At 42.5% G+C, this 18811-nt stretch carries 17 protein-coding genes; 15 read left to right on the forward strand and 2 right to left on the reverse strand.

The features are described from left to right. The first annotated feature begins 35 nt into the window (after positions 1 to 35). The 4 genes from B2863_RS03135 (at position 36) to B2863_RS03150 (ending at position 6152) form a co-directional block, all read left to right on the forward strand. Positions 36 to 830 carry a YfgM family protein gene (locus tag B2863_RS03135; RefSeq protein WP_102078151.1) on the forward strand — a complete coding sequence of 265 codons (795 nt, stop codon included), beginning with the start codon at positions 36 to 38 and terminating at the stop codon, positions 828 to 830. 127 nt (positions 831 to 957) lie between these two features. After that, the gene (gene bamB, locus B2863_RS03140) at positions 958 to 2166 is read left to right on the forward strand and encodes an outer membrane protein assembly factor BamB (RefSeq protein WP_296207446.1); all 1209 of its coding nucleotides are present in this window, start codon (positions 958 to 960) and stop codon (positions 2164 to 2166) included. 393 nt (positions 2167 to 2559) lie between these two features. Then, positions 2560 to 3981 (forward strand): ribosome biogenesis GTPase Der, encoded by a 1422-nt coding sequence (gene der / locus B2863_RS03145; RefSeq protein ID WP_057759046.1) that lies wholly within the window; start codon positions 2560 to 2562, stop codon positions 3979 to 3981. 206 nt (positions 3982 to 4187) lie between these two features. Further along, on the forward strand, positions 4188 to 6152 hold the full coding sequence (locus tag B2863_RS03150; protein ID WP_296207448.1) for a sensor histidine kinase: 1965 nt from the start codon (positions 4188 to 4190) through the stop codon (positions 6150 to 6152). 187 nt (positions 6153 to 6339) lie between these two features. Here B2863_RS03150 and B2863_RS03155 read toward each other — a convergent pair whose 3' ends face one another. Both B2863_RS03155 and B2863_RS03160 read right to left on the reverse strand, forming a co-directional pair. Beyond that, positions 6340 to 7506, reverse strand: a complete 1167-nt coding sequence (locus B2863_RS03155; RefSeq protein WP_101206208.1) for a D-alanyl-D-alanine carboxypeptidase family protein — start codon at positions 7504 to 7506, stop codon at positions 6340 to 6342. Positions 7507 to 8006: 500 nt separating this feature from the next. Continuing rightward, a complete protein-coding gene (locus B2863_RS03160) occupies positions 8007 to 8441 on the reverse strand; it encodes an MCR_0457 family protein (protein WP_057759051.1) in 435 nt (144 codons plus the stop codon). Positions 8442 to 8980: 539 nt separating this feature from the next. On the opposite strand from B2863_RS03160, the gene surE reads away from it, so the two are divergent. The 11 genes from surE (at position 8981) to modA (ending at position 18811) form a co-directional block, all read left to right on the forward strand. Further along, positions 8981 to 9799: a 5'/3'-nucleotidase SurE gene (gene surE, locus B2863_RS03165; RefSeq protein WP_296207449.1), complete on the forward strand. Its 819-nt coding sequence runs from the start codon at positions 8981 to 8983 to the stop codon at positions 9797 to 9799. A gap of 135 nt (positions 9800 to 9934) precedes the next feature. Beyond that, positions 9935 to 10723 (forward strand): peptidoglycan DD-metalloendopeptidase family protein, encoded by a 789-nt coding sequence (locus B2863_RS03170; protein ID WP_057759055.1) that lies wholly within the window; start codon positions 9935 to 9937, stop codon positions 10721 to 10723. A 69-nt stretch (positions 10724 to 10792) separates the two neighbouring features. Beyond that, positions 10793 to 12091, forward strand: a complete 1299-nt coding sequence (locus B2863_RS03175; RefSeq protein ID WP_296207450.1) for a lytic murein transglycosylase — start codon at positions 10793 to 10795, stop codon at positions 12089 to 12091. Between the two features lie 393 nt (positions 12092 to 12484). Beyond that, positions 12485 to 13780 carry a gephyrin-like molybdotransferase Glp gene (glp, locus tag B2863_RS03180; protein ID WP_296207451.1) on the forward strand — a complete coding sequence of 432 codons (1296 nt, stop codon included), beginning with the start codon at positions 12485 to 12487 and terminating at the stop codon, positions 13778 to 13780. 122 nt (positions 13781 to 13902) lie between these two features. Further along, complete coding sequence (gene moaA / locus B2863_RS03185; RefSeq protein ID WP_296207453.1) at positions 13903 to 15015, forward strand: GTP 3',8-cyclase MoaA; 1113 nt, start codon at positions 13903 to 13905, stop codon at positions 15013 to 15015. Between the two features lie 127 nt (positions 15016 to 15142). After that, the gene (gene moaB, locus B2863_RS03190; protein ID WP_296207455.1) at positions 15143 to 15673 is read left to right on the forward strand and encodes a molybdenum cofactor biosynthesis protein B; all 531 of its coding nucleotides are present in this window, start codon (positions 15143 to 15145) and stop codon (positions 15671 to 15673) included. Between the two features lie 18 nt (positions 15674 to 15691). After that, complete coding sequence (gene mobA, locus B2863_RS03195; protein ID WP_296207457.1) at positions 15692 to 16444, forward strand: molybdenum cofactor guanylyltransferase; 753 nt, start codon at positions 15692 to 15694, stop codon at positions 16442 to 16444. 30 nt (positions 16445 to 16474) lie between these two features. Then, positions 16475 to 16981, forward strand: a complete 507-nt coding sequence (gene moaC / locus B2863_RS03200) for a cyclic pyranopterin monophosphate synthase MoaC (protein WP_296207459.1) — start codon at positions 16475 to 16477, stop codon at positions 16979 to 16981. Positions 16982 to 17078: 97 nt separating this feature from the next. Continuing rightward, positions 17079 to 17360: a MoaD/ThiS family protein gene (locus B2863_RS03205; RefSeq protein WP_296207461.1), complete on the forward strand. Its 282-nt coding sequence runs from the start codon at positions 17079 to 17081 to the stop codon at positions 17358 to 17360. Between the two features lie 94 nt (positions 17361 to 17454). Next, a complete protein-coding gene (locus tag B2863_RS03210) occupies positions 17455 to 17946 on the forward strand; it encodes a molybdenum cofactor biosynthesis protein MoaE (RefSeq protein ID WP_296207463.1) in 492 nt (163 codons plus the stop codon). Next, complete coding sequence (gene modA, locus B2863_RS03215; RefSeq protein WP_296207465.1) at positions 17939 to 18811, forward strand: molybdate ABC transporter substrate-binding protein; 873 nt, start codon at positions 17939 to 17941, stop codon at positions 18809 to 18811. The genes B2863_RS03210 and modA overlap by 8 nt, the downstream gene beginning before the upstream one ends.

The following is an 18811-nucleotide window of genomic DNA, read 5'->3' on the forward strand; positions in this document are numbered from 1 at the left end:
AGCAATTTAATGTAAATTTTATCAGGTAAATATATATGGCTCTGACACCTAATTCGCCGAATGCAGATAACTCCATGCAAGCGCTAAAGCAATATGGTAGTTATATCGTCACTGCGATTTTGTTAGCACTGGCCGCCTACTTTGGTTGGACATACTGGCAAAACAATCATGCGCGAGTAGATACCGTCGCCGCCGATCAATATGCTGATATTCAGCAGCTAAACGAAGAGGTTAAATTGGCCTCGCAAAACCCAGATTTAGAGGCAGAGGCTCAAGAAGCACTTACCCAAAGTCGTAGCCAGCTAGACAAAGATATTGATACTTTGGTCAGTACGCACGGTGAGTCGGTTTATGCATGGCAAGCGCTGATGATAAAAGCACGTCAACAAGTAGACAATGATGACTTTGCAGCAGCGACTGAGACATTCAAAAAAGCATTGGCCATCGATTTGGGTGATGCCGGTCTAGAAGCGATTACTCGTTTACGCTATGCAAAAACGTTATTGGCCGCAGGTGATACAGATGCTGCACTGTCAGAAGCAAACAATGACATGCCAAGCTCGTTTGAAGCAAGTCAGCAGGAGCTGCTAGGGGATATTTACTTAGCACAAGACAATAAAGACTCAGCGATTAAATCTTATAGCAATGCGTGGGAGCTATTACGTAGCCGTCAAGAAACGCGTGCAGTATTGGCATTAAAGATGGAGAGCTTAGGTATCACGGCTGAGCCGATTGCTGAGCAAACCAGTCTTATTCAAGAGCCATCTGCTCCTGAGCCGTCGCTAGTGATGGATACCTCGAACGAAGTCGCTGTCGAAGCAGGGCAGTAAGTCAGTAGGATAGTATTGAGAGTTGGTAATCATCCAAAGCTCTTTTTTTAATATAACCTAATGATTACTAATTTGCCGTTGGCCAATTTACCAATTAATAATAATTTATCTGTAGTGAGAACATACAATGACTCAATCTATTCGCTCTAGCAAAATGTTAAACACCAAGACTATCAAAAAGACAGTCATGCATGTGGCCGTACTGGCAGTAATGAGCACGGCAGTGATTGGATGTAATCGCGGTATTAAGCCGGTCGTTAATGATCCGGTAAAATTGGTACAAATCGCTCAGCCGATTAGCGTACTACAGCCTGTTTTTAGTACCGATGTTGGCAACAAAAAAGCCAGCAAAAAGGATCCGCTAGATTTGCAAGTTGGCTATGCCAATGGTCAAATCGTTACGGCATCACGCGGTGGCGAACTGTCAGGGTTTAATAGTGCAGGTGAGCGTGTATGGTCCATCAATGTTGACGATCAAATTACCGGCGGTGTTGCAGTAGATGCATTGAGCCAGACAGCTATCGTTAGTACTCGTGGTGGCAAGGTCATGGCGTTTGATAGCACGACTGGTGCAAAGCGTTGGCAACAGCAGTTATCAGGTTCGGTTTTGACGCCAGCACTAATTACCAATAATCGTGTGGTATTATCAGCGAATGATGGTTTCTTACATGGTCTGTCGCTGCAAACCGGACAGTCAGTATGGCAGTTCGCAACTCAAGTACCTGCTATCAGCGTTCGCGGTAGCGCTGCGCCAACTTTATTAGACAATGAGACGGCACTTTTGGCGACAGCTGATGGTCGCCTGCATGCGATTACTGTCGATAACGGTCTTCCGCTATGGTCAAGACGTGTTGGCGTAGGCGCTGGTAGTAGTGAAGTTGAGCGCATGAGCGATGTCGATGGCAAACCTATCGTAGATAAAAATCAGTTGTTTGCGATCAGCTATAGTGGTCAGCTATTAGGTATTGATTTGGCCTCACGTCAGGTGATGTTCGTCAATGAAATTGCAAGTCTCAAATCACTGGCGGTAAATCCTCAGCAAGTTATCGCTACCAGTCTAGATGGCAAAGTAGTTGCTTATGATCGCAACAGTGGTGAGACGCTATGGGAAAGTGACGAATTGGCTTATCGTGATCTCACCAATCCTGTGATGATTGGCAACTATATCGCCATTGGTGATTTCGATGGCGTAGTGCACTTGTTTAACCCTGCTACGGGTAGCATTGTCAGTCGTGTAGAGACAAAAGGTGCGTTGACCAACTTGCAAGTTCAAGGTAGCCGTTTAATGACTCAAAGTACGTCAGGACAAGTTGCTATCTGGCAGTTAGTGCGCTAATAACTATATAGATAGGTGCTTATCGGTGATTAACGAAGTGTAATATTTCACTATAGCCCTTAAGCCTATTCTTGAGTATCATTTATAAAACACAAACGCTGCTTAGTCAGCGTTTAGTGCCTTGTGTAAATTGCTTGTTTAAATACAGGCTTTCGCGTACTCTATGCGACCGATGTGCTATCCATATATACTACTTATTTATGTATAATAGGTATAATGAAGCCATCCTATATACTATTTTTAATCGTAAAATAGCCATCTATTATTTTTGCTATTGTTCTATCATTCATTTTAATTAACGGTCAATTGCAGCATATCTATTACTATTGTTATGTCACTGGTTATAAGAATAACTGTACTGACCGTCATTGTGCCTTTCACTGAGAGTAACCCATGAGTATCAAGCCTGTGGTCGCCTTAATTGGTCGTCCAAACGTCGGTAAATCCACCTTATTTAATCAGTTCACAAAAAGTCGGCAGGCATTGGTCGCTGACCTTTCAGGATTGACTCGTGACCGTCAGTACGGTGATGCAACTTATGAAGACAAATCCTTTATCGTTGTAGATACGGGTGGTATCGGTGAAGCTGACGACGGTAGCGGTAATATCGATGACTATATGTCTGAGCAGTCGCATACAGCAATCCATGAAGCAGATATTATTGTATTCGTCGTTGATGCTCGTGCCGGTATGATTGGTGCTGATGCTGAAATTGGTAAGTTTTTGCATACGTTAGGCAAGCCGGTCTATGTTGTTGCTAATAAAGTCGACGGTGTACATGATGCAGCGCCTGCCGAGTTCTATGCACTAGGATTGGGCGAGCCGTATCCGATGGCAGCCAGTCATGGTCGCGGTGTGGGCAATTTGCTTGAAGTGCTAACGGCTGATATGCCTGAGCAAGAAAACATAGTAGAGCCAAGAGGCTTAAAGCTTGCCATTATCGGTCGTCCAAACGTTGGTAAATCGACGCTCGTCAACCGCCTGCTTGGCGAAGACCGAGTAGTGGTATTCGATATGCCAGGCACGACGCGCGATAGTATTTATATTCCCTATCAGCGTGAAGGCAGAGACTATGTCTTGATCGACACTGCGGGTGTACGTCGCCGTGGTAAAATCGATGAAAAAGTAGAAAAATTCTCTGTCATCAAGACCTTGCAAGCGATTGAAGATTCTAACGTAACCGTGATTGTTATTGATGCTCACGAAGGTATCGTAGATCAAGATTTGCATATGATTGGTTATGCGCTTGACGCTGGACGAGCGTTAGTCGTTGCGATCAACAAGTGGGATGGTCTAACGCAAGATCAAAGAGACTATATCAAGCTTGAAATGGATCGCCGTTTTAGCTTTATTCCTTATGTAAAAATACATTTGATTTCAGCATTGCATGGTACAGGTGTCGGTAATTTATATCCGTCTATCTTACGTGCTTATAAATCTTCGATGTTTGAAGTATCGACCAACCGTTTGACCCAGATTTTGCAAGATGCTGTGACGGCCAACCCGCCACCGACCGTTGCTGGTCGTCGTATTAAGTTGCGTTATGCGCATATTGGTGGTCACAATCCACCCGTTATTGTTATTCATGGTAACCAAACCAGTGCGCTTCCTAAGAGCTATCAGCGTTATCTAGAGAACCAATTCCGTCAAGTGTTTAAGCTAGAAGGCACACCGCTTAACGTTATCTTGAAGCAAAATGACAATCCATATGCGAATAAGAGCGATACGCCGACTAAGGCAAAAGCTCAGCAATTGCGTCAACGTGAGCGTAATAGATCACAGAAATTTACTACCAAAGATAAAAAGCCTCGCTAATCCTTGTATTTTAGGCTTTATATTTTTAGCTTTATGATTAATGTCATCGCGTTCGATAGCGCGATGACATTTTTCTATTAATACGCTATAGTTTGGGCCTATAAATAGCTGTCTCAATGCTTCAAAAATACTCAAATGTTTTACTTATCACATCTTTAAAATACCTGTACTATAAATGAAAGCTGCACGCGACTCAGTAGAGTGATATGAACAACCGTTCGTTTCAAACCATTCCCGTACTTATCTGGCGTTCTGTCATACAAGCTGTCGTATTGGCAGTACTGGCAGGTTTTTTATTGCCTTTTCTTTATGGTTTAGTGCATCACTATCAAGAAAAAGAACAGCATATTCAACAATTGGCATCGCTACTAACGACTAGCGCATCGACTGCAGATGGCGCAGATGTTGTGGCTGAGCAAGTTAATATCTTGTTAGAAAATGAGCCGACTATTCAAAGTATTGTTTTTTATTCCACCTCTGAGCCAATTGAAGATATAGACCAGTCGCTTGCTGATTGGAAAAATGCTTTATTTGCGCATACGGTCAGTTTCAACTATCCAGTGATTAGTAAAGACCTCGATGCCAGTATTGTGGCATCTGATAAGACCGATTCCAATCAACAGTTAGCACTGACTTTATCAAACATTATGAGCGAATCGTCAGTGCCAGATGAGACGACTGATATAGCTACCGAAAATAGCACATTGATTGGTTATATTAATATTACGATGGACGTAGAATTGCTACGTTTACATTGGTTCCAAAATATCCTGTGGTTATGGCTAACAACAGTGGTAATGATTGTTATATTTGCCTTATATATTTTTAGAAAGCTTAATTGGCCAGTTAAAGATATTGAAGTATTAACTGATGTTTGTGACATTGTCATAAACAACGCAAATCTAGAGCAATTACCAGTCATTCCGCAACAATTTAATTTTCAAGAACTGACCCAAATCAAAAAAGCATTAATTGTGTTGTTCAACCGTTTACAAGAAGCACGGCAAGGTTATGAAACCCTTGCGGCCTTTGAACAGCAATTGCACAATAAAGATATGTCACTTGATGTGCAATTGCATAACTTTCAAAGCATGATTTCTCATGAGTTAAAAACGTCATTGAATGCAATTGTAGGTGGGTTACAACTATTGGATCACGAGGCGCTAAACAGAGAGCAAAAAGACGCGGTAGAGATTATCAGTAGTGGTAGTGATAAATTGGTATTGTCTTTAGATCATATTATACAGTTGAACCAGATCCAAAAAGGTCAAATAAGAATTCATAAAAATGAGTTTAACCCATTACAGTTAATCGCTGATCTGCTAGCTAAGTTTGAAAATACAGCTACGCAAAAAGGGCTAGAGCTGATTAGTAATATTCATCATATAGACTATAGCCTATATGGTGATTCAGAAAAAATACATCAGATACTATCGATACTGCTCAATAATGCGATTAAGTTCACGCCTGTTGGAAAAGTTACGATTACGTCGCAACTGACACATTTTAATAAGAGTAATCGCTGGCAGATTAGCGTGAAAGATACGGGTATTGGTATCGATAATGAGCACCTAGACGATATATTTAACCCGTTCTTTCAGGTGGATTCGTCGCAAACTCGCCAGTATGAAGGCTCAGGGGTTGGCTTACCTATCGTTAGACAAATGGCACAGCTTATGGGTGCTACTATAGATGTTGATAGTGTGCTTGGTGTAGGTACACAGTTTACACTGACCATAGCGATGCCCAATCAACAGCAATCAAAACAGCAGCGCTTATTGTCTGGCCTAACGATTATTTATTATTACTATCATGAGACAGGCTCCTTGTTAGAGGAACTGGAATACCTAGGAGCTACGATTATTTGTCGCCAAGGTAACCAACTCGTCATAGAGGAGATGCGTAAGCAGAAAGTTGACATGGTCATGTTTGCTGAAGATGTTTTCCCAGAAAAAGCTGAGATGCTGGCCAAACGCATTCGTCAGTATGAAAGCGATGAGGGTAGTAAGAGCGAGCATCGGGCGTTATTGGTATATTGGTATCCGCAGCATCGGGCGCGCTATGTAGACAGTTTTGAGTATGGTTTAAAAGCAGCTGGCGTTGACTATTGTCATATTGCTACTTATAAAGACAAAGCGTTAAGCGACTTATTAAAACAATGGTTGGTTTAGATGTAGTACGATTCTACTAAATCGGTGTTCCTAGTTAGGTTTATTTTGCTAGGTAGCATTTCTCGTATTTTCGACTTTTCAGTATCAAAGCACTTTAGACCTAAAATAGGTATAAAAAAAAGACGCCCATTTTAAGGCGTCTTTTTTTAAACAGTTTTTAGCTAGAATTGCTTTCTAAAGGATTCTCTTAGAAAAGATTTTTTACCCAGCGTACGATATGTTCCCACGTACGGCTCATAAAGCCTGACTGTTCGATATCATTGGTTGCGATAATTGGAACTGAGGCTACCGCTTTACCATCGATTACAGCCATCATTTTACCAACTTCCTGACCTTTTTTAATCGGTGCTTCTAAGCTCTCAGGAATATCGACCACTGTAGTGATTTTATTTTTCTGGGTTTTGCTGGTTAGAATTTGCAAGTTGTCGCCAGTTGCCAGTTCTACCTCGTCAGCTTCTCCAAACCATACTGGAAGCTTGCTAACGAACTGTCCAGCAGGCGCCTTAGTAACCGTTGTAAAGTGCCCAAAACCCCAGTTAAGTAGTTCGCGTGACTGATCGGCGCGAGCCTGTTGGCTCTTGGTACCCATAATGACAGAGATTAGGCGCATGCCTTCACGGTTGCTTGATGCTACTAAGCAGTAGCCTGCCGCATCAGTGTGGCCCGTTTTTAAGCCATCAACGGTTGGGTCAGTAATCAGCAGAGCATTACGGTTACCTTGGGTAATACCGTTATAAGTAAACTCTTTTTCTGCGTAGATACTATAGTAGTCGCCACTGTTTTTGATAATAGCGCGAGCAAGTTTAGACAAATCCAAAGCAGATGCTAAATGACCTTCATCAGGCATACCGGTAGCATTGACAAAGTTAGAGTTCTCCATGCCAATTTTTTGCGCTTGTTCGTTCATCAAGATTGCAAACGAGGCTTCGCTACCAGCAATATGTTCAGCCATGGCTTTTGATGCATCATTACCTGATTGAATGATAATACCGCGTAGCATATCGATGACGCTGGCGGTTTTGTTCACAGGCACATACATACAAGATTGGCTGCTACTACCACGGCACCACGCGTTTGGACTCATCAATACCTGTTCATCTTCTTTCAAGTCGCCTGATGCTAAGCGTTGCTCAATAATATAACTGGTCATCATCTTAGTCAGAGATGCTGGCGGCAGCGCCTCATTGGCGTTCTTTTGAGCCAAAATTTCGCCAGTGTTATAGTCCATCAACACATAGGCAGTATTGTCCATTTCAGGTGGTTGAATGGCTGCGTTTGCCACTACTGCACTCATCGAGATACTTACACCAACTACCAGCTGTATCAGCTGATTTTTTACACGCTTTACTGTCATATATCATTACACCGCATCATGGAACCAAATGTATCTATCGCTTATGTTTTGTACCTATTTCCATACATTATTTTAAGCAGCATGTCTTAAATGCAGTGTTTAAAATAATGTATCGACGAAAATAGTAACGCCTACACAATAGACATAAAATTAACGCCTTATCTTAGCAAAATGACTACCGATGGGGAATCGATAAATGCAAAAATAAGGCAAGTTTGAAAAGAAAAATGAAGACCTATCATATATTTGTTCTGACTAGCATCTGACCAGTCTCTGTAATAAAAATTTAACGCTCACAAAAAAGCCTGCTGCACTGCTTGTAAATAACAAGTAAAGTGACAGCAAGCTTTGATGCTACAGATACCTAGACAACCAGTTGATAATGTTTGCTTAACCGATGTTATAAAGAGTACATAGCTTTTATTTTATTATCATTGATACCAATATTATTAATAAGCTAAGCAGATGACGCTAGTCGTTGAGTCAAACTAATGAATCTTCTAGTAATCCGCGTTTGCCAAATCTTCACATAGTGCTTTGTTTTCTTGCTTTGAGAATCCCATCGTCCAACTACGAATACCTTGTAGTATCTGGCGATAGTCTTGCTGTGTAGATAGGTATTGAATAGCCGCTTTTGGATCTTCTAGAGAAGGCATTAGCTCATGAAGCTGTACGGTGTACGACTTATAGAACCGCTGTTTTTGCTTACCATTTAGCATTGGTGGGCATATCTCTGATAGTACCTGCATCACCGCAATTTCGTGCTTGGTAATGTTAATACCAGACATGTCTAGCGGAATGGTAGTGCCAGAGTTATTCGCAGCATTAGAAGCTTGAGACAGCATAGCAACAGACGTTATCAGTCCTGCAATCCCAACTTTTGAGGCAGTATTTGCTATCACAGAAGCTATAGATAATATCGATTGTTTATTCATTCAGTATTACACTCGCTCGTCTTTATTTAATGGTCATATGTTAATCGGTAAAAAAACAAAAGTCACATAAAATATTGATTTATGTGTAGATATCTTGTGAGCCAAAACCATTTTTTAGCAACATATCAGTAGCATACCCTAATGACGTTACTTCAGTATCAGTACATCGGTTTGTATTGTTGTGGGGTGTTGCGTATTGTAACGCAATGCTTAATCTACTGGTTGTTATTCGTTTGACACAGATCTTGTTACGCTATTTTCATCGTATAATTACTAGCATAAGAAGAGCATGATACTTCGCTAAAGACAGGGTTAGTGTCTTTATATTATTCAGTTATAATCGCCCATGCTATCAAAATGACTCTTTTTCGTTAGACTAAGGCGTCATGTCATTGGAAAATTAGAGTATCATGTTTTCATTTTAGATATGGGCATCGTTCTTTGATGGCTATCTTTAACAGACATGGCACGATAGCAGAATTATCAAATAGAGATGTAAAAAGACAGCTAATAAAATATTAACCATATACTGAGCAGAAATGAGATTTTTAATTAGTAATGATGACGGTGTGTATGCGCCAGGATTATTGGCACTATCTCAGGCATTATCGACGATTGGTGAAGTAGTGGTCGTCGCCCCGAACGATGAACAAAGCGGTTATGCCAGCGCGTTGAGTGTCTCAAGACCACTGCATACGCATCAGCTGCCTTCTGGATTTATAGCGGTAAATGGCTCACCAGCTGATTGTGTTTATCTAGCAATACATGAGTTATATCGTGATAGTGACTTTGACTGCGTGATTACAGGTATCAACTCAGGGGCTAACCTTGGACAGGATGTGATGTTCTCTGGTACTTTCGGTGCTGCATTGACTGCGCAACTATCTGGTATCCCTGCTATAGCAACGTCTTTGGTAGGCGGAGGTGTCAAAAACGGCGGGCAAGAATCAGCCAGTGATTATCAAGTGGCCGCATATGAAATCGTCAAACTGCTTACTGAGACTTCGGTTTTAGAGATGCTCAAAAGTTTGCCCTATCATGTATTAAACGTTAATATTCCTGAAGTGCAGCATGCCGATGATATTAAGGGTCGAAAAATAACCTCGCTAGGCCATAAGCAGGCTGTTCAGCCAGTACGCCATATGATAGACCCACGCGGCCGAGATGCGTACTGGTTGTCTCTACGAAAAGGTAAAAATGAGCGACCATTAGAGACTTCAATAGATGCGGTACAAGCGAAGCAAGATGTGATGACAGATTATCAGGCTGTAGCGGCAGGGTATGTCAGTTTATCACCAGTACGCCTACACCATACGCCAACGGCAGCGCTGGATAGATTATCAACACTCGCGCTATAAATTCTATAAGATATAATCCATACCGGCTTATTAAACACTGACGTGTTATGAGAATATCAAAAGACTCTTGTATGGCATTAAGAGCTTTTGAATGATTAAACAATGAATGAGCAACACAAAGAATAGGAACCTTGTATGAAAAAAATCATAGCTGGATCGCACCTTGTTAAAGCCGCGTTGATTGGTACTATGGCAGTCGCTACTCTATCTGTCGTCGGCTGTGCAACGAAGCCTACCTATCAGTCAGCAAACCAAGCAGGTCCTAAGATTATTACTAACGCGCAAGGCGTCCCTAACTATCACCGTGTACAACGCGGCGATACGGTCAGCCAGATTGCAGCGCGCTATCGTCTGAACTACCGCCAAATCGGAGCGATGAACAATCTAGATAGTAAATATACTATCTATAGTGGGCAATGGCTCAAACTATGGCAAGGCAATGCAGCAACCACTGCAAGTAACAATAGCTACAGTGCCCCAGTTCAAACGCAGCCAACTTATACGCCACCTGTGACCCAATCTCAAACCCCAGCTTATGAAGCCACTGCCAACTCGACCTCTGGTTATGATTATCCTACGCGCAACCCAGTGACTCGTAATATTGACCCTGCTGCGGGCAATATGGGAATGTGGTTTGCGGGCAAGGTTGGTGATCCAGTACTTGCCAGCCAATCAGGAACTGTGCTTTACTCAGGCAACGGTCTGCCAGAGTATGGCAATCTAATTATGATTCGTCATAGTGATAACTACATCACAGCCTACGCGCACAATAGCCAATTATTGGTGCAAGAGGGTGATACAGTACAGCGTGGTCAACGTATTGCTAGTATGGGCAGCAGTGGTCAGACCAATGAGGTAGGCTTAGAGTTTCAAGTTCGCTTAAATGGTAATCCTATTGACCCACGTAGCGTACTTGGGCGTTAGACTTAAATAATAGCTACGGATAGCTTGGCCATTGTGAGCCATTTTATTTATTCATGTTTGAGATTTTTTATGAGATTAAAAAAGCAATACCTCACCCTTATGCCAGCATTAGTGATGGTCGGGTGTACAAGCCAGCAGGCAATGCAAAGTAAGCCTGTTCGTCAAGGCGGCGTTGAGATTACTCAAACCCAAACCGTTCAGGTCAAACCAACACCTGCGCCAGTCGTAAAACCGCAGCCTGCGCCCAAGCCTAGCTACAGTAGCTTTTCTGATTGGAAGTCAGACTTTTCTATGCGTGCCATATCGTCAGGCTATGATGCCCAAGTAATTGGTCGATTGCTCGATTCTGCTTATCTAAATCAGCAAGTCATCTCATTAGATTCAGGTCAGCCTGAGTTTTCTAAGATGCCGTGGGAATACGTAGATTCTGCGGTATCAAGTGGGCGCGTCAGTGTAGGAAAGCGCAAATTTGCTGAGCAGCGTGCTTATTTGTCTCAGCTAGAGTCTCAATATGGGGTTAATGCAGAGATTATCGCTGCGATATGGGGTATGGAGTCATCGTACGGTGCTGTGACCGGCAATAGCGATCTGCCAAGTTCGCTTGCCAGCCTTGCCTATGATGGTCGTCGTCAAGAGTTTGCTGAAACGCAGTTGCTATCGTTAGCGACACTGCTACAACGCGGTGACGTATCATGGTCACAGCTCGACGGTTCTTGGGCAGGCGGTATGGGACAAACCCAGTTTATCCCTGAGACTTGGCTCAAACAAGGGGTCGATGGTGATGGCAATGGGCATCGTAATCCTTGGGCTACTGGTGATGCACTAGCCTCGACGGCCAACTATCTTAGTAACTCAGGTTGGGTTCGTGGCTTAGCGCCTTTTTATGAAGCAACTGTGCCAGCCTCGTTTGATTACTCAGTGGTTGGTAGTAAACAACCTGCTGCTAGATGGGCGGCGATGGGTGTCGATACGATAGCGGACGTTTACTTAGATGCCAATACTCAGATGGAGCTATGGTTACCCGCTGGTAAAGACGGTCCAGTATTATTGCTGAGCCCAAACTTTGATGTGATCAAAGTCTATAACAACTCATCAAGCTATGCATTGGGCGTTAGTCTGCTAGGCAAAACGATTGATGGGCAAAGCGGTTTGCAAAAATCTTGGCCTCGTTATGAGCGTCCATTATCGACTACGCAAGTGACTAACCTACAACGTCGGTTGACTAGTATGGGTTACGATACCAAAGGCGCTGATGGTATCGTTGGTACCAATACTCGTATGGCATTCCAGCGCTGGCAAGCAGATAATGGTCAAACGCCAGATGGATTTATTACTCAAAACAGTGCGTCTTCATTGGCTGGATGGTGAGGTAGGCTGACGGTGTTTATACATTGTATAAAAGCGGCTCTTTTTAATCGTGCTTAGCCATTATTAATTAGCCATTAGTTATCAAACGATAATTTACTTTGTTCTACAAAAAGCACCTTGCCAAGGTGCTTTTTTTGTCTCAATCTATGTCTGGTTTTGCTGACATCTTTAACACAATTGACAATGCAATAAATATCAAATATTGAGACCAGTTCAATCTGGCTTTATTCAAAACTTATCAGGACAAGGTTAATACAAGAAAGTTGATACTTTGAATGATAGACTCTAGATAATGTGTTTTTTGACGATGACTTTTACTCATAGTTTTTAGTGACCATTTTAAATAACAGTTTCGATTATAAATAATTAGAACAATAGAAAGAGCGTAACCTTATGATTACCATGGAAGAGCTACAAGCTGCGATACAGCAACGGATAGATAATTATCATATTACTGACTTTCCACTACAAAAAAGAGCCGTTAACACTCTAGAGTTGCTGGGCAGCCTAAACCATATATTGGCTCAAGATATTGCTTCACCCTTTGATGTGCCGCGGCAAAATCTATCTGCGATGGATGGTTATGCGATTGCCAAAGGTAGTGAGTTATCAGAAAACAGTACTATCGAAATCGTTGGTGAGTCGCAAGCTGGCAGTGCTTATACTGGTGAGACAGCGGCAGGGCAAGGGGTACGGGTTTTTACGGGTGCAGTCGTACCAGATTGCTGTGATACGGTCATTATGCAAGAGAATACAAATTTTGCAGATATCAAAGCGACCGTTGATAAATCTCAACCTTATAACATCATGCTCACGCAAACGGCCAAAGTTGACAATAACATCCGCTCACAGGGCGAAGAGATTGAGTCTGGTGAAGCCGTTTTAAAAATCGGTAAACGACTCAATCCTGCAGATATTAGCTTACTCGCCAACCTTGGTATTAGCCATGTTGACGTGTTCCAGCCGCTTGTCGTAGGCGTGTTGGCAACAGGTGATGAACTCGTAGCTATTGGTAATGAGCTACAAAGTCTAGCCCAAATATATAACTCTAATACTCCAACGCTCAAAAGCCTGCTGTCAGATCTGCCTATCATTATTCGTGATTATGGCATTATCCCTGATAACTTAGAGCAGACAACTGTCGCAGTCAATGAGGCCATGCAGGACTGTGATGTACTAATATCTACTGCAGGTGTCTCAGTTGGTGACTATGATTTTTTGACCACGGTGATCGAAACGCTAGGTCAAATTAACCATTATAAAGTGGCGATGAAGCCTGGTAAGCCTTTTGTATTTGGCGAGTTAAATAAAAATCTCGATAAGCCAGTATTGTATTTTGGCCTGCCGGGTAATCCGCTTTCTACGGTTGTGGGTACGCTACAGTTTGTGATACCTGCGTTGTGGCAAATGTCAGGTGCTAGCGTATCAGAGCAGCCGATGCCGCTAACTATTAAGGCCAAACTTATCAGTGATATCAGAAAATCTCCTGGCCGCAAAGACTTTCAGCGTGGCGTACTGTCACGAGACGATACAGGTCATTATCAAGTTGAGTGCTTTTCAAGACAGCAGTCACATAGAATCAAACAGCTGAGCCGCGCCAATTGCTTTATTGTATTGGACAAAGACAGTGGGAACGTAGCAGCTGGTAATGACGTCGTTGTACAACCGTTTCCTTGGCTACATCGCTAATTCATCGTTTGCCAATTTATTGTAAGGTGGTCGCACAGAGCTGAAGAGCAACCTTACACTGGTATGCTAAACACGAATAACAAAGTAGTGCTTATAGTAAGCAGTACTGATGGCAGTAACATATGATTGATGAAAACATAGATGACAAACAAAAAATAGATAGCCCGCAACTGTATTCACCGAGCTTGGCACCGGCATTATCTGACGGCTACATAGAGCCTTCCTTGGTCGTGCCTACTGAGCAGATGAGTGACTATCACCAGCCGCTAACCGATGGGTTTGCACGGCGTCTGACCTACTTGCGTCTGTCTATTACTGACTTCTGTAATTTTCGCTGTGAGTATTGCCTGCCAAATGGCTATCAAGGTAAGCGCCCTGATGATGAGCTGAGTATCTCTGAAATTGCCACCTTGGTGAGTGGCTTTGCTCAAGTAGGTACTAAAAAAGTTAGAATTACAGGTGGTGAGCCATCTATTCGTCGTGATGTTGTCGAAATCATCGAAACGATTAAGCAGACTGACGGTATCGAGACAGTTGCGATGACCAGTAACGGTTATAAATTGGGTAAACATATAGCCAGTTGGCAAGCTGCTGGACTTGATCAGCTCAATATCAGTATGGACAGCTTCGATGCCGCTACCTTTCATAAAATGACAGGCTTTGATACCTTGCCGCAGATATTGGCTGACATGGATACATTATTAGAAACGACTGATATCAAACTGAAAATAAATAGTGTCTTGATGGCAGAGACTGCTTTTGAGAACTTAGTCACGGCGATCGACTATGTCAAAGACAGACAAGTGACCTATCGCTTTATCGAATTTATGCAGACCAGTGATAATAGCGATTTGTTTTTTGCTCAGCATGCTCAGTCTGATATTATCACTGATTACTTGTTAGAAAACGGCTGGCAGCCGCACGAGCGCGGTAGTGCCGATGGTCCAGCAGTAGAGTACAGTCACCCTGAATATGTCGGTCGTATCGGTATGATTGCCCCATATGCCGCGCACTTCTGTGATACCTGTAACCGCTTGCGCGTAAGCAGCCAAGGCAAGGTGCATTTGTGTCTGTTTGATCAAGGCAACTATGATATCCGTCCATACTTACAGCAAGACGATATCCAAGGACTGGTAAACACTTTACATAGCTTTATGCCAATCAAGCCTGAGCATCATCATTTGCATGATTCTAACAGTGGCATCATGCACAATCTATCGATAATCGGTGGTTAAGATGTTTTGAGTCTGCAATCATGACGCTGATATAAACGGTTTCCAATGCAATCGTTTTTAACATAGCTTTTTTTGATACAACGGATCTTTAATACAATTATAAAATGACATCTATAAAGGATTATTTATGAGTAAGCCTGCTACACAATTTACACCACTTAATATTGCTGTATTGACTGTTTCTGATAGCCGTACGCTGGCAGAAGATACGTCAGGCCAGTACTTAGTAGATAGCTTGACCGAAGCAGGGCATCATTTAGCAGATCGTCAATTAATCACCGACGATATTTACCAGATTCGCGCAGTCATTAGTGGCTGGATTGCTGATTCAGACGTTCATGCGGTCATTACTACAGGCGGCACAGGGTTCTTCATCAGAGATAGTATGCCAGAAGCTGTGAGTGTACTGTTTGATAAATCAATCGATGGTTTTGGTGAAATGTTCCGTCTAATCTCAAAAGATGAAATCGGTATGTCTACCGTACAATCGCGAGCAGTTGCTGGCATGGCCAATGGTACGGGTATATTCTGTCTACCAGGCTCTTCTGGTGCTTGCCGTACGGGTTGGGAAAATATCTTAAAGGATCAGTTTGATAGTCGTACTCGTCCGTGCAATTTCGTGCCGCATTTTTTGGCACAAAATCCTAGCCATGATTGAGTTATAAATAATTGAGCTATGAGTAATATACAGTCAAGCCTGACAGGTAATAGCATAGTAACAGATTGCTCAAATAATCTGGATGGTTTGGCAGGTGTGGTTATCTTGGCAGGCGGGGCATCCAAGCGCATGGGAACGGCTAAGGCTATGTTGACGCTACCGTCAGGTGAGCAGCTGCTAGACTATCATGTTCGCCATGCGAGTAAGTTACAAGTTCCTATATTGATTGCAGATAATGGTCGCGGCTTTCAAGCTGGTTTAGATATCCATTCAGAAAGCCCTAATGTGCCTATTATTCATATTGCTGATTATGATGTTGATATTGACTCTAACAAGCATGATGAGCAGATCAAAACTGGCGGTGCATTGGTTGCTATCGAATCAGCCTTACAAACATTGAACAATTTGATCAGCTTGAATGATTCAGACGTATCAAAAAACGTACAAGCATCGTGGTTACTGGTTATCAGCTGTGATAGCTTAATACCAGCAACTGACTTGTGGCAGAAATTACAATGTGAAATGAGCCTTGCTGCTGACAAAAAAGTAATTTGCTTAAAAGATGATAGTCACTTATATCCATTATTAGGGCTGTATCAGTTGAGCATTGAGCGTGATTTGAAAAACTATATAGATAGCGGACAGCGTAGAGTGGTGCAGTTTATTCAACCTTTTGTACACTCCGTACCATTTACCAAAGAGTGGCAGAATCTAACCAACTTCAATACGCCTGAAGATTTTAAGCAGGCATTTGCTGCTCTACCAAAATAATAAAAATATCACATAAGAAAGGTTATATAAATGAGTGACAGCATTCAGATAAATCAGCAATCTACTTTATCTCACTTAGATAGTGATGGTGATATTACCATGGTCGATGTCAGCGGTAAGACAGCAACGATGCGAGAAGCCAATGCCACTGGACAAGTACGCTTTCCCAGTGAGATTTATGCGCAGATTAAAGCGGCTGATGGGATGACCAAAAAAGGCAGCATCACGCAAACAGCTCATATCGCTGGTATCATGGCGGCCAAACGCACTCATGATCTTATACCGCTTTGTCATCCACTACCGCTAGACAAGATAGGTTTGAGCTTTGAGTACAACGACGCGCTTAGTAGTATTACGGTTAGTGCTGTAGTCAAGGTTACGCATAAGACAGGGGTCGAGATGGAAGCGCTAACAGCAGTCAGTGTAGCCTGCTTAACTATCTATGATATGACCAAAGCGCTATCACATGACATCGTTATAGATAATATTCATTTGGTTAAGAAGACAGGTGGTAAGTCAGATTACAGTCATGCTTAAAATGACAACATTGCAGAGTGCGTCGTCAATCAATTAATCAATTATTAAAAATATGCTAAGTACCAAGCAAGGAAGCTTGTATAAGATGGAGAGGTTTATGAGTGCTATCGATATGACAACTGATATCGAATCAACGATGAATATTAATGTCATGTATTTTGCCAGTTTGGCTGATGAGGCCAATTGTCAGCAAGAGACAGTAAGCGTACAGCAAGATACGTCATTGACTGAACTATACGAACAGCTTAGTCAAAAGCATCGCTTTAGCCGTCCGCAGTCGGAGCTACGTGTTGCAGTAAATGACTACTTTGCTAAATGGACTGACCAGATAAATGATGGTGATAGCGTGGTTTTCATCACGCCAGTCGCTGGTGGTTAGATAAGCGTTTACTAGTGTCCATTTTGTCAGTGGCTATCCAGTGTCAGTAGCTATTCAGTGGTTACAAAGAAAAAATAATAAATAGAGAAGAAAAATGACCGACAATGTCCACGATCATTCAATGAGCATCAAACGTAGTGCTGACGAGGCTTACCTTATCGCTGAGCGTGATGGTTTTGCGCTACTAGATATTGCTATAGACGAAGATAGGCTAAAAAGTACGTTAGATAATGACAGCTGCGGCGCGTTTGTTTGCTTTGAAGGGCGAGTGCGCAACCATAATAATGCCGCGAGCGTTGATAGCCTTACCTATTATGGTTATGAGGATTTGGCCATCAATCAAGGTCGCGCCATTGTAGAAGAAGCCAAAAAGCGTTTTGAAATTACGCATGCTATTGCGATACATCGTATCGGTGCGTTAGAGATTGGCGACGTAGCTGTGTGGGTAGGGGTAGTGTCAGCGCATCGTTATCCAGCATTTGATGCTTGTCGCTGGATATTAGATACCATCAAAGCGGATATTCCTGTGTGGAAGCAAGAATACTACGAAGACGACTCATCTAAATGGCTCAGCAATAATGGTTAAGTCATTAGTTGCTGTCTGTGTATCTGCTTGTCTGCTATTGTCACTAAGTGCGTGTACGCAAGACAAAGACGCCAATACGACGCTTGCTGCTGATACCACTGAACCAGCCCAGACTTTGCGTATCGCTGCGGCTGCTAACTTATCTGATGTACTCCCTCATATTATTGATAGCTATCAGGCTGATAGCAGCTCATCTGTCCAAAATGTTTCAAGTATCTCAGATATTGAAGTTACTTATGCCTCTTCTGGTAAGTTGTATGCGCAAATCAAAGCAGGGGCACCGTATGATATATTTTTGTCTGCCAATCAAGATTTTCCTGCTAAATTGGCTGATGAAAATTCAGCTGATGTTACTAGTAAAGAGCATAAACTAACCAAGCCTTTTACGTATACCAGAGGTCAATTAGCACTCTATAGTGTCACCAAACCTTTAGACGATTTTACGCCAACATCGCTGGGTGATGTGTTTACCAGTGCTGACTTTACTCAGGACAGCAAGGTAGCTATTGCGAACCCTGACCTTGCTCCCTATGGTGCCTCTGCAAAAGCCTATCTGCAATCACAAAATATGTATGATAAGTTGAATGCTCAGAAAAGTTTGATACAGTCAGAGAATATCGGTCAAGCGTTTCAATATGCGCATACGGGTAGTGTGGACTATGGTTTTGTAGCACAGTCTCAGCTTGTTGCGATTAAAGCCAAGCCTGAGCAATTTATTACTTTGCTGCCAACGTCTTATCCAGCTATCTTACAAGATGGGATAATCGTTAATAACATTGACCAAGCAGCAGACTTCACCGACTACCTGCGCTCGAAAGCAGGGCAGCAGCACTTCTTACAAGCAGGCTATCTGACCGTTCAGTAA

Origin of the sequence: Psychrobacter sp. UBA3480, assembly GCF_002377945.1 — a bacterium.
In the GTDB taxonomy this organism is placed as follows: Bacteria; Pseudomonadota; Gammaproteobacteria; order Pseudomonadales; family Moraxellaceae; genus Psychrobacter.

Coding starts and splice junctions, on each gene's coding strand:
- B2863_RS03135 (WP_102078151.1), top strand. CDS start 36: ATGGCTCTGACACCTAATTCGCCGAATGCAGATAACTCCATGCAAGCG.
- bamB (WP_296207446.1), top strand. CDS start 958: ATGACTCAATCTATTCGCTCTAGCAAAATGTTAAACACCAAGACTATC.
- der (WP_057759046.1), top strand. CDS start 2,560: ATGAGTATCAAGCCTGTGGTCGCCTTAATTGGTCGTCCAAACGTCGGT.
- B2863_RS03150 (WP_296207448.1), top strand. CDS start 4,188: ATGAACAACCGTTCGTTTCAAACCATTCCCGTACTTATCTGGCGTTCT.
- B2863_RS03155 (WP_101206208.1), bottom strand. CDS start 7,506: ATGACAGTAAAGCGTGTAAAAAATCAGCTGATACAGCTGGTAGTTGGT.
- B2863_RS03160 (WP_057759051.1), bottom strand. CDS start 8,441: ATGAATAAACAATCGATATTATCTATAGCTTCTGTGATAGCAAATACT.
- surE (WP_296207449.1), top strand. CDS start 8,981: ATGAGATTTTTAATTAGTAATGATGACGGTGTGTATGCGCCAGGATTA.
- B2863_RS03170 (WP_057759055.1), top strand. CDS start 9,935: ATGAAAAAAATCATAGCTGGATCGCACCTTGTTAAAGCCGCGTTGATT.
- B2863_RS03175 (WP_296207450.1), top strand. CDS start 10,793: ATGAGATTAAAAAAGCAATACCTCACCCTTATGCCAGCATTAGTGATG.
- glp (WP_296207451.1), top strand. CDS start 12,485: ATGATTACCATGGAAGAGCTACAAGCTGCGATACAGCAACGGATAGAT.
- moaA (WP_296207453.1), top strand. CDS start 13,903: ATGATTGATGAAAACATAGATGACAAACAAAAAATAGATAGCCCGCAA.
- moaB (WP_296207455.1), top strand. CDS start 15,143: ATGAGTAAGCCTGCTACACAATTTACACCACTTAATATTGCTGTATTG.
- mobA (WP_296207457.1), top strand. CDS start 15,692: ATGAGTAATATACAGTCAAGCCTGACAGGTAATAGCATAGTAACAGAT.
- moaC (WP_296207459.1), top strand. CDS start 16,475: ATGAGTGACAGCATTCAGATAAATCAGCAATCTACTTTATCTCACTTA.
- B2863_RS03205 (WP_296207461.1), top strand. CDS start 17,079: ATGAGTGCTATCGATATGACAACTGATATCGAATCAACGATGAATATT.
- B2863_RS03210 (WP_296207463.1), top strand. CDS start 17,455: ATGACCGACAATGTCCACGATCATTCAATGAGCATCAAACGTAGTGCT.
- modA (WP_296207465.1), top strand. CDS start 17,939: ATGGTTAAGTCATTAGTTGCTGTCTGTGTATCTGCTTGTCTGCTATTG.